The sequence below is a fragment of the Coprococcus intestinihominis genome (genome assembly GCF_040096555.1).
Taxonomy (GTDB): domain Bacteria; phylum Bacillota; class Clostridia; order Lachnospirales; family Lachnospiraceae; genus Coprococcus_A; species Coprococcus_A intestinihominis.
In genome coordinates, this window is record NZ_JBBMEK010000457.1 from 1 (window position 1) to 1169 (window position 1169).

A 1169-nucleotide genomic window follows, 5' to 3' on the forward strand; every position below is an offset into this window, starting at 1 on the left:
AATGGCTGATTTTAAAAAGGAAATAGAAAGACGCCGTACATTTGCAATTATTTCCCATCCTGATGCCGGTAAGACGACATTGACAGAGAAGTTTTTGCTCTATGGCGGTGCCATCAATCTGGCCGGCTCCGTAAAGGGAAAGAAAACAGCAAAGCATGCTGTCTCCGACTGGATGGAAATTGAGAAGGAAAGAGGTATTTCGGTTACTTCTTCCGTTATGCAGTTTAACTATAAAGATTATTGTATCAATATTCTGGATACACCGGGACATCAGGATTTCTCTGAAGATACCTACCGTACACTGATGGCGGCAGATTCTGCCGTCATGGTTATCGACGCATCCAAGGGTGTTGAGGCTCAGACTATCAAGCTTTTCAAGGTTTGTGTGCTGCGCCATATTCCGATTTTTACATTTATCAACAAGCTGGACCGTGAAGCCCAGGACCCATTTGACCTGATGGAAGATATCGAATCCGTCCTCGGCATCCATACATGCCCGATCAACTGGCCTATCGGCAGCGGTAAGGAGTTTAAGGGTGTCTATGACCGTCAGACACGCCATATCCACGCCTTCACAGAGAATAATAACGGTATGAAGGCCGCATCTGACAAGGATCTGACCATGGACTCTCCTGAACTTGAGCAGGAACTTGGATCCGAACTTTATGAAAGACTTGTAGATGATATTGAACTTTTAGATGGTGCCAGCGATGAACTGGATATGGATCTTGTCTCCAAAGGTCAGCTCTCACCTGTTTTCTTTGGTTCTGCCCTGAATAACTTCGGTATTGAGCTTTTCCTGAATTACTTCCTGGAAATGACAAGCTCTCCGTTGCCGAGAATGTCTGACTCCGGTCTCATCGATACCTTCAGTCCGGACTTTTCAGCTTTTGTATTCAAGATCCAGGCCAATATGAACAAGGCACACCGCGACCGAATCGCTTTCATGCGTATCTGTTCCGGCAAGTTTGATGCTGACAAAGAAGTTTATCACGTACAGGGTAAGAAGAAGCTCCGTCTTTCCCAGCCGCAGCAGCTGATGGCTCAGGAACGTAAGGTTATCAGCGAAGCCTATGCCGGGGATATTATCGGTGTCTTTGACCCGGGTATTTTCTCCATCGGAGATACCGTCTGCGCACCCGGCAAGAAATTCGCCTTTGAAGGTATTC

The 1169-nt window shown here is 46.5% G+C and carries 1 protein-coding gene; it reads left to right on the plus strand.

Annotation, left to right across the window (positions count from 1 at the left end; genetic code table 11):
• Position 1: 1 nt before the first annotated feature.
• Positions 2-1169, plus strand: a 1168-nt coding sequence (locus tag WMO25_RS18195) for a peptide chain release factor 3 (protein WP_349086649.1), incomplete at its 3' end; no start/stop codon positions are given.